Annotated in this window: 7 protein-coding genes; 1 reads left to right on the forward strand and 6 read right to left on the reverse strand. The window is 64.3% G+C overall.

The window, feature by feature from the left end:
- Positions 1–701: 701 nt before the first annotated feature.
- On the forward strand, positions 702–2,063 hold the full coding sequence (xseA, locus tag VPH41_RS28215) for an exodeoxyribonuclease VII large subunit (RefSeq protein WP_328572250.1): 1,362 nt from the start codon (positions 702–704) through the stop codon (positions 2,061–2,063).
- Positions 2,064–2,144: 81 nt separating this feature from the next.
- On the opposite strand, the gene VPH41_RS28220 is transcribed toward xseA, so the two are convergent.
- From VPH41_RS28220 to VPH41_RS28245, 6 genes are all read right to left on the reverse strand, one after another.
- On the reverse strand, positions 2,145–4,616 hold the full coding sequence (locus VPH41_RS28220; RefSeq protein ID WP_328572251.1) for a TonB-dependent receptor: 2,472 nt from the start codon (positions 4,614–4,616) through the stop codon (positions 2,145–2,147).
- Positions 4,617–4,722: 106 nt separating this feature from the next.
- On the reverse strand, positions 4,723–5,763 hold the full coding sequence (locus VPH41_RS28225; RefSeq protein ID WP_328572252.1) for an ABC transporter ATP-binding protein: 1,041 nt from the start codon (positions 5,761–5,763) through the stop codon (positions 4,723–4,725).
- A 1-nt stretch (position 5,764) separates the two neighbouring features.
- A complete protein-coding gene (locus tag VPH41_RS28230) occupies positions 5,765–7,141 on the reverse strand; it encodes a GH1 family beta-glucosidase (protein ID WP_328572253.1) in 1,377 nt (458 codons plus the stop codon).
- Positions 7,142–7,166: 25 nt separating this feature from the next.
- Positions 7,167–8,015 carry a carbohydrate ABC transporter permease gene (locus VPH41_RS28235; protein WP_152284062.1) on the reverse strand — a complete coding sequence of 283 codons (849 nt, stop codon included), beginning with the start codon at positions 8,013–8,015 and terminating at the stop codon, positions 7,167–7,169.
- The gene (locus VPH41_RS28240) at positions 8,012–9,016 is read right to left on the reverse strand and encodes a carbohydrate ABC transporter permease (protein WP_152284061.1); all 1,005 of its coding nucleotides are present in this window, start codon (positions 9,014–9,016) and stop codon (positions 8,012–8,014) included. The genes VPH41_RS28235 and VPH41_RS28240 overlap by 4 nt, the downstream gene beginning before the upstream one ends.
- Positions 9,017–9,023: 7 nt before the next feature.
- Entirely contained in the window at positions 9,024–10,217 is a 1,194-nt protein-coding gene (locus tag VPH41_RS28245; RefSeq protein WP_442906331.1) for an extracellular solute-binding protein, read from the reverse strand.
- Between the last annotated feature and the right edge of the window lie 100 nt (positions 10,218–10,317).

A 10,317-nucleotide genomic window follows, 5' to 3' on the forward strand; every position in this document is an offset into this window, starting at 1 on the left:
CCACCGCCAGTGCAGTTCCACACATAAAGTGTGGATAAGATTGTGAGCAAGCCGATTGACTCCATGCAAGCCTATTGATTTTAAAGGACTTTTTTTCACTGCTGAAAAATGAGGCAGCCGCACCGCCTTGCGCAACAGTGGAAAACACGGGCAAACGGCGAAACGATTTATGCAGTTTTACACACATTCTGTGGATAAGATTGTGAGCAAGGCCCACGCTTGCATGCTAGGCCCTTGATTTATATGCGGTTTTTTATGCTGCGCAAAAATCAGGCAAGCCTTGCAATACGCCTGGCGGTGGATAAACGGGGCCGCCTGGCGGAGTTCTGCACATTTTTTGTGGATAAGATTGTGCGCAAGGCCATGTATGCGATACTAAGCCATTGATTCATATATACTTTATTTCCATGCGTAAAAATGTAGCAGGGTATTTTTTATCCACTGCAAGGGAGAAATCCAGCAGCCCTGTGCAGGACAAAAAGTTCCGCACACTTTCTGTGGATAACTTTGTGCGTAAGTGGCATGCGCTTCACTGATGTGCTTGATATTAAAGGACTTTTTCCCTGTGCACGCAAATCAAGCATCTGGAAATTCATCATGAAATCAAATACTTAGAAATAGAACTTGTTGTTTTGCACGATATATGACATAAGCATGACCTCGCCGATAATTTGTGGACAGTTCCTTCCCTTTCCAGCTTCATGATGACCGAAAACCAGACTGACAGCGGCTTTGCCGCCCCGCCCGTGCTGACCGTCAGCGCCCTGAACCAGGCCGTTGCGCGCCTGCTCGAACGCTCGTTTCCCCTGACCTGGATCGCCGGCGAGATTTCCAACTTCACGCGCGCCGCCTCCGGCCACTGGTATTTCACCCTCAAGGATGATGGCGCCCAGGTGCGCGCCGTGATGTTCCGCGGCCGCGCGCAGTACGCGGGCTTCACGCCGCGCGAAGGCGACAAGGTCGAGGTGCGCGCCCTCGTCACCCTGTATGGCGCGCGCGGCGATTACCAGATCAACGTGGAAGCCATCCGCCGCGCCGGCGTGGGCGCCCTGTATGAAGCGTTCCAGCGCCTGAAGGAAAAGCTGGCCGCGCAGGGCCTGTTCGACCCCGAACGCAAGCGCGCCATTCCCATGTTCGCGCGCAGCATCGGCATCGTCACCAGCCCCCAGGCAGCCGCCCTGCGCGACGTGCTGACGGCCTTGCAGCGGCGCGCGCCGCACGTGTCCATCATCCTGTATCCCACGCCCGTGCAGGGCCAGCAGGCGCCGGAAAAGATCGCGCACGCCATCCGCACGGCATCGGCAAGGGCCGAGTGCGACGTGCTGCTCGTGTGCCGCGGCGGCGGCAGCATCGAAGACCTGTGGTCGTTCAACGATGAAGCCGTGGCGTACGCGATCGCTGACTGCTCCATGCCCGTGATCAGCGGCGTGGGGCACGAGACGGATTTCACCATCGCCGACTTCGCGGCCGACCTGCGCGCCGCCACGCCCACGGCGGCGGCCGAACTGGCAGCCACGCCGCGCGCCGACTGGCTCGCGTCACTGCGCGCCGATGCGACGGACCTGCGCCGCGCCATGCGCCGCCGCCTCGACGACGCGGCGCAGACCCTGGACCGCCACAGCCGCCGCCTGCTCAATCCCAAGGCGCAGCTGCAGCAGCAGCGCCTGCAGCTGCTGGCCCTGTCGACGGCCATGACGCATGCGGCGCGCGCGCCGCTGAACCAGTCGCAGCACGCGCTGGAACGCCTGCGCTCGCGCTGGGCCAACCTGCGGCCCGACGTCGCGGCGCCGCGCGCGCGCCTGGCGGAAGCCCAGCGCCGCAGCGGCGCGGCCATGGCGCAGCTGCTGACGCAACGGCGGCATCGCCTCGACGGCCTGTCGGCGCAGCTGGAACTGCTCAATCCCCAGCGCACCCTGGAACGGGGCTACGCCATCCTGCGCGACGAAAAAGGCGCCATCTTGCGTTCGCCCGCGCAGCTGCAGGCACGCCAGAACGTCAACGTGCGCCTGGCCGAAGGCAGCGCGCAGATCGGCATCGCCAGCGTGCAGGCAGCATTGGAGTAAAAAAGGCCGGGGAATCTCCCCGGCCCAACACCTGCCCTACTGAGTGGACTGCTACTGCAACTGCTCTTTCCCCCTACGCCATCAGAACTTCATCGACACGCGCGCGCCGAACGTGCGCGGCGCGTTGTAGAAGGCGCCGTAGATCTGCTGCGTGGGCTGGCATGGCATGCCCACGTCCGTGCAGATTTCATTGACGTCCAGCTTGACGGCCTTGTCGGTGGCGTTCTGCACGAACGCTTCCACCGTATAGGCCTTGTTCGCCGGCTGGAAGCGCAGGCTCAGGTCCAGGGTCGTGTAGGCTTCCTGGCGCTTCACGCCCGCGTGGCCCGGCACGTCGCCGTTGAAGGCGCCCGCCCCCACGTACGACATGGTTTCGTAATGCACGGAGGCGCGCGGCGTGAGCTGGCCGCCGGCGACAGTGAAATCATGCTCGTACTGCACCGTGGTGGAAAACTTCGGCGCATGCTTCATGGTACTGCCGCCCACGTTCACCAATGGCGCCGTCGAACCGCAGGACTGGCCATTCGCGCGCGCCGCATCCACGTCGCACGAGAGGAAATCGTCATACACGGCCTTGAGCCAGGTGGCGTTGCCCGTCAGGCGGTCGGCCGACGTGGGCCGCCACACCCATTCCGCTTCCAGCCCCTTGACGGTGGCGCCGGCCGCATTGAAGTTGGCCAGCACGCTGTTGACCACCTGCGATTCGAGCTTGTCCTTGTATTTCATCAGGAAGGCATCGAGGTTCAGGGTCAGCTGGCGGTTCAGCAAATCCGACTTGAAACCGATTTCATAGCTGGTCAGTTTTTCCGGCTTGGTGGTGGCGCCGCCGTCGCCGATGGCCGGCGAGTGGAAACCCGTCGTCACGGAACCGAACAGCAAGATGTCGGAGCGCAGCTTGTACTCGATGCGGCCCAGCCAGGTGGCCTGGCCGTACTTCAGGTCGGCCGTGTTGTCGCCCGGCGTATTGCCGCAGCTGGCCGCCGTGATGGCGCCGCCCGGTCCGATGTTGTGCGTATTGGCCAGGCCCGTGCCGGGCGTGACCAGCTGCGCCAGCTGGTCCGGCGTGAGCACGGTGGTGCCCAGCGGCGTGTTGGCGGGCCAGTTCGGGCAAGCCCAGTTCTTGCCGCCGATATCGAACTTGTGGTCTTTCGTGTAGCGCGCGCCGGCCGTCAGCTTGATCTGGTCCGTCACTTGCTGGCTGACCTGGCCGAACACGGCTTTCGATTTGAGCTGGCGGTCGCCCTGGATGAAGGACATGGCCGACGCATACTGGCCCACGGTGGGCTGGACAAAAATCACGGCGCCGTTGGCGATATCCTGCTGCACGGCCGCCTGCGAAATCTGGCTGCGGTCGATGTCGAAGCGCACCTTGTTCTTTTCATTGAACAGGAACAGGCCCGCTACCCACTGGAACGGCGCATCGTCGTCCGAACGGGCTTGCAGCTCGTGTGAATAGCTGTCGAACTGCGCCCAGTCCGTGCGGTTTTCCGACTTGAAGCCGGGGAACAGGCCCGCGTCCGCATCGTTGCTGTTCTGGCGCTTGTAGCGGCTCCAGCTGCCCAGGTAAGTGAAGTCCAGCCCGTCCGTGGGCTTGTAATTGAGCTTGCCCTTGTAGGTGAGGATGGACTGGTCCAGGGTGCCCGGCGTGTCGATCAGGGCCGAGCGCAGCTTCTCGCCCGGCTTCGGCTCGGCCGCCAGGTAGACGTTGCCGGCGCCCTGGTCGAGAAAGTAGTCGGCGATGAAGGTGCCGCGCAGCTGCGGCGTAAACTTCCACAGCAGGGAGGCGCGCACGCCCATCTGGTCGCCGGCGCCATACTTGGCCGTGCCCGGCATCACGTTCGAGCCGCGGCGGAAATCCACCGTGCCGTCATGGCTATCCTTGATGGCGGCAATGCGCAGCGCCACGTCGTCGGAAAACGGGATATTGAGCATGCCCTGCGTCTGCAGATGGCGGTAGTCGCCCACGGTGATGCCGGCCGAGCCCATGAACTTGGCCGTGCTGGGCGCGGCCGACACGAGGTTGACGGCGCCTGCCGTCGAATTGCGGCCGTTCAGGGTGCCCTGCGGTCCGCGCGCCACCTCGACGTGGCTCAAGTCGTACATCAGCGCCGTCGCGCCCTGGGGACGCGGCGAATACACGCCATCGACATAGAAGGCGACGGCCGGGTCGCCCAGCTCCGTGTGGTTGGCCGAGCCCACGCCGCGCATGTAGACGTGCACGCCGCCCGAATCGCCATGCTGCTCGACGACGAGGCTGGGCACCATGGTGGCCAGCGAGGCCAGGTCCTTGACCTGATTGTTTTGCAGGGTGTCCTGGTTGAAGGCCGTGACGGCCAGCGGCGTCTCTTGCACGAAGGTGTTACGGCGCGTGGCCGTGACGACGATGCGGTCCATCTGCTCGGCCGCCGGCTGTGCCGTCTCGGCGGCCGCCGTGGCCGCGGTGGCCGGTCCGGCTTGCTGCGCCAGCGCGGCGCCGCTGCCCATCAGGATGAACTGGGCGAACGTCGCATGCGCCAGGCTGAATGCAATGGTGTTTCTCTTGAACGGCTTCATTGTTATTGTCTCCTCTACCACTGGTTGAATGATGATCACATAGCTCTTTGGCTACTGCTGCACATTTTTTGGGTGTCAATCTGAAGTCATGTCGCCTCCGTGCGGGTCAGTGGGTGGCCACGGCGCGCCCGCCCGTGTCGAATAGAAAGGCGTGGCCCTCTTCCGGCGCGAAGCCGATGGCGCTGCCCTGCGCCAGGCTGTGGCGCGCCTCGCCATGCAGCTTGATGGCCACCGCATGGGGACCGGCATCCAGCGTGGCGTGGATGATCTGCGCATCGCCCAGCTGCTCGATCAGGGTGACGGTGGCGCCGTACCCCTCCCCGCGCGGCACCAGGCGCAAATGCTCGGGGCGTATGCCGACCAGCATGCCCGCCTCGCCGCCCAGCTGGCTGGCCAGCGCGGGCACGGCGGCGCACGGCAAAAAGTTCATGCGCAAGGCGCCGATGAAACCGGCCACGAACTGGCTGGCCGGATGGCGGTACAGGTCCAGGGGCGCGCCCACCTGCTCCAGGTGGCCGCCGTGGAAGACGGCCACCCTGTCGCCCAGGGTCATGGCTTCGACCTGGTCGTGCGTCACGTAGATCATGGTGGTGCCCAGTTCCTGGTGCAGCTTGGCCAGCTCGATGCGCGTCTGCACGCGCAAAGAGGCATCGAGGTTGGACAAGGGTTCGTCGAACAGGAATACCTTGGGCTGGCGCACGATGGAACGGCCGATGGCCACGCGCTGGCGCTCGCCGCCCGACAGGGCCTTGGGCTTGCGCTCGAGCAGGTGCGTGATCTGCAAGATCTCCGCCACCTTGCCCACGGCCGCGCGCACTTCGGCTTCCGGCTTGCCCGCCAATTTGAGGGCAAAGCCCATGTTCTCGCGCGCCGTCATGTGCGGGTACAGCGCATAGCTCTGGAAGACCATGGCGATGCCCCGCTCGGCCGGCGCCACGTCGTTGGCCAGCAGGTCGCCGATGCGCAGCTGGCCCGCGCTGATGTCTTCCAGTCCCGCGATCATGCGCAGCAGGGTCGACTTGCCGCAGCCGGACGGCCCCACGAAGACCATGAATTCCCCGTCATGGATATCGAGGTCCAGGCCCTTGACGATTTCCGGGCCGTCGCCATAGGTCTTGCGGATGCCGCGCAGGGAGATGGCGGCCATGTCAGTGCTCCCCGGCCAGGACCAGCTGGGCCGGTGCGTGGGACGCGCGCTGCGCGGCGATGAAATCGCGGTACCACAGGGCGCTGTCCTTGAAGCTGCGCTGCTGCGTGGCGTAGTCGACGTACAGCATGCCGAAGCGCTTGGCATAGCCCGAGTTCCACTCGAAGTTATCCATCAGGCTCCAGTAGAAATAGCCGCGCACGTCGATGCCCTGCGCGATCACGGCCCGCAAGGCGTCCAGGTGCAGCTGCACGTAGTCGATGCGCGCCTGGTCGTGGATCTTGCCGCCGGCGGGCTTGTCGGCGACGGCCATGCCGTTTTCCGTAATGTAGACGGGCGGCAGCCGGTATTCGCGGTGCAGGCCCACCAGCAGTTCCGTCAAGCCCTGCGGATAGGTTTCCCAGCCCATGTCATTGAAGCCCAGCTTGCCCTCGGGCTTGCGCGGCGGCGTCTCGGCGCTCATGAAAGCGCGCGTGTAGTAGTTCACGCCGAGAAAATCGATGGGCTGCTTGATATCTATGAAATCGTTTTCAAAGATGGCCAAAGCTGAAGCGTCGGCGTGTTTCAGGGCCAGTGCCGGGTAGCGGCCCTTGAAGATGGCGTCCATATACCACTGCACCGAGCGCGCATATTCGAGTTCGGCCAGTTCGCGGTCTTGCGCGCTGTCGGTGGCCGGCGTGGCCGTCCATTGATTGAGCACGATGCCCAGTTTCGCGGGCGGATTGACGGCGCGCATGGCCTGCATGGCCAGGCCGTGCGACAGCAGCAGATGGTGCGACACTTGCACGGCGGCGGCGGGGTCGGCCATGCCGGGCGCGAACTGGCCCGTGCCGTGGCCCAGCACGGCCGTGCACCACGGTTCGTTGTGGGTGGCGATGCTGACGACCTTGTGGCCGAAGCGGCGCGCCACCTCGGCCGCATAGGCCGCGAAGTGGTAGCAAGTGGCGCGATTGAGCCAGCCTCCCTCGTCCTGCAAGGCTTGCGGCAAGTCCCAGTGGTACAGGGTCAGGTGGGCATCGAGTCCCTTCGCGGCCAGGGCGTCGAGCAGGCGCGCATAGAAATCGAAGCCCGCCTCGTTCCAGGCGCCGGAACCCGTGGGCTGCACCCGCGACCAGGACATGGAAAAGCGGTAGGCGTTCACGCCCAGGTTCGCGATCAGCTCCACGTCATCAACGTAGCGGTGGTAGTGGTCGCAGGCCACGTCGCCATTGCTGCCATCGATGATCTTGCCGTCCGTGTGGCTGAAGGTATCCCAGATGGACGGGCCGCGGCCGTCGATGGCGGCCGCGCCCTCGATCTGGTAGGCGCTGGTGGCCACGCCCCAGGTGAAGGTGGAAGGAAATTGGGTATCGGTATCGTCGTTGTGCATGGTGGTCATGTCAGTGTGAGTGGATGAAAAAGTTCTAGCCTTTGACGGCGCCCTGGGTCAGGCCCTCGATCAGGCGCTTCGAGGCGACAAAGAACATCAGCAGCAGCGGCAGCACGGCGATGGCGGCGCCCGTCATCAGCGCACCCCACTCCGTGTTGTTCGGCGCCTGCATGCTGCGCAGGGCCAGCGGGATCGTGTAGTTCTCGACCGAGCGCATGACGACCAGCGGGGTAATAAAATTGTTCCACGAGTTGATGAAGGTGATCAGGCCCAGGGTGCCCATGGCGGGCCCGATCAGCGGCAGCACGACTCTCCAGTAGATGGCGAACTCGCCGCAGCCGTCGATGCGCGCTGCCTCGATCAGGTCCTTCGGGATGGCCGTGCCGATGTACTGGCGCATCAGGAAAATCCCCAGCGCACCGGCCGCACCGGGCACGTACAGGGCGCGCGGCTGGTCCAGCCATCCGAGGAAATCCATCAGCATGAACGTCGGGATCATGTTCATGAAGGATGGGATGATCATCGACGCCATCACCAGGGTAAACAAGGGCCGCTTGAAGCGGAACTCGTACATGGCAAACGCATAGCCGCCCAGCGAGCAAAAGAACAGGGTCAACGCCGTCGTCATCAGGGCCACGTACAGGCTGATGCCGATATTGCGCCAGAACGGCAGGCGCTCCTGCAGCAGTTCCAGGTTGTTGAGCAGGGCCGTGCCGAACCAGCGCGGCGGCGGCAGGCTGTAGATTTCCGCGCTCGTATGCGTGGCAAAGACGAACATGAAGTAGAACGGCGCGACCATGATCAGGGCGCCGATGGCCACCATGGCGTAGGCCGTCCAGCGGGTGCTGGCCGCGCTGGCGCGGCGGTTTGTCAATGCGCTCATTTGGCCTCCTTGCGTTCCTGACGTTCATTGCGGCTGAAGACGCGGTTGTTGACCCACGTGGTGCTGGCGATGATCAAGAACAGCAGCCAGGAAATGGCCGACGCCGTGCCGAAGTCGCCCGAGGAAAACGCCGTCTTGTAGACGAAGATGGCCGTCGTCATCACGGACTGGCTCACGCCGCTCGATTCGGCCACCAGCACGAACGGTTCCTCGAACAGCTGCAGGTTGCCCATGATGGTGAGGGTCACGGCCAGGTAGATCATGGGCCGCAGCTGCGGCAGGGTGATGTACCAGAACTGCTGGCGTTTCGAGGCACCGTCGATGGTGGCCGCCTCGTACAAGTCCTTGGGGATCACCTGCAGCGCGGACAGGTACAGCACCAGGTTCCAGCCCAGGTAGCGCCAGAAAATCACGAAGGCGACGGCCGGCTTGATGAACAGCGAGCTGCCCAGCCAGTCGATCGACTCGGCCGGGAACAGGCCGCCGACCAACGGCAGGCTGGCGCACCATTCGATCAATACATTGATCTGCCCATAGTCGCGCGAGAACAGGGTGTTGAAGACCATGGCGATGGCCACGCTGGAGGTGATGAACGGCAAGAAGTAAATGCCGATCACCAGGTTGCGCGAGCGCTTGAAGCTGTTGTGGATGAACGCCGCCAGCGGGATGGCGACCAGGTGCTGCGGCACGCCCGAAGCCAGCGCCAGCCACACGGTATTGCCCAGCGAGCGCAGGAACCACGGGTCGCTCAGCGCATACTTGTAGTTGTCGAGGCCGACCCACTGCATGGCTTCCACGCCGCTGGCCGCTTCCCACTGGTTGAACGACAAATAGATGGAAAACAGCAGCGGGAACAGGCTGAAGACGGCGAACAGGATGAAGAAGGGGCTGATGAAAATGTATGGCGCCCATTGCTTCATGGTGTAGCGCTTGCGCGACGGCCGCGCCGACGCGGACGCCTGGTGCGCCAGCGATGCCGATGGGGGATGCAAGTGGCTCATGCTGGTCCTAGCGCCGCGCGCGGTGGGTGATCAGGGCCTTGGCGTCGGCCAGGGCCGTCTTGATATCCTTGTTTTGCGCCAGCACGCTTTCCAGCTCCATGTTGACGATGTCGCGCGCCACGGCGTCGAACTTGTCGACGCGGATGACGGGAATCCTTGCCGCCGTGTCGCGCGCCAGCAAGCGTGTCTTCTGGCCGCCGAAGTACGCTTGCGGCTCGTCCATCATGGGGTCCGCATACGCCGCTTTCAAAGCGGGGAAGGCGCCGATTTCTTTGAGCGAGTGCAGCTGGATATCCTTGTTGACGGTCATGAACTTGATGAATTCCCAGGCCTGGGCTTTGTTCGCCGCCTTTTTCGGGATGCCGTAGAAGGAGCCGCCGTACGACGCCAGCGCGCCGGCCGGCAGGTTCGCCGCGCGCCACTGGCCCTTCGAATCGGGCGCCAGCCACTTGGCCAGGTGGCCGCTGAGCCACGAGCCCATCATCTGGCTGGCCACCTTGTCGCGCTTGAAGCCCTCGGCCCACTCGCCCGTCCAGGCCACGGTGCGCGCATCGATGCCCGCCACCCGCGCCGCCTTGGCCAATTCGAACGCCTTGACGAAGCGGGGCGAGTCGACCAGCACCTGCCCCTTGTCGCCAAAGTAAATGCCTTCGCCATCTTTCAAATTGGCGCGGATAACGATGTCGGCCAGGTCGCTGGCGCCGGCCAGCAGATAGGTGCCCGTGGCGGCCTTGAGCTTCTTGCCGGCGGCGATGTACGACTCCCACGAAGCGGTCAACTCGGATTCCTTGATGCCCGCCTTGTCCATCAAGTCCTTGCGGTAGAACAGGGTGCCCGGCCCCAGGTCGGCCGGCATGGCGCCCAGGGTGCCGCGCGAGCTGGTCGCCTGCACGAAGGTGAAGGGCACGAACTGGGCGCGGTACTGCCCTGCCCCGTACGGCGCCTGCAGGAGGTCTTCCATGCCCTTCGATTCGGCAAAGCTGCCGACATAGCGGAAGTCGATGGCCATCACGTCGGGCAGGCGCGCGCCGGCCGCCAGCGCCGTCGTCATCGAGTTATGGTGGTCGTCGATCTGCAGGCTGACCAGCTTGACCTTCACGTGCGGGTACAGCTTTTCCCACATGGGCATGGCCGTCTTGACGGCGCGGTCCAGGTCCGGGAACGAGGCGACGGTAATGGTGGCGGGAGCCAGCGCCGGCAGGACGGCAGCAGGCGGGACAGCGGCAGGCGCGGCGGGCGCGGCAGGCGCGGCGGGCGCGGCGGGCGCGGCAGGCGCGGCGGGCGCGGCGGGCGCGGCAGGC

It is taken from the genome of Janthinobacterium sp. P210006 (assembly GCF_036231885.1).
Taxonomy (GTDB): Bacteria; Pseudomonadota; Gammaproteobacteria; order Burkholderiales; family Burkholderiaceae_D; genus Janthinobacterium; species Janthinobacterium violaceinigrum.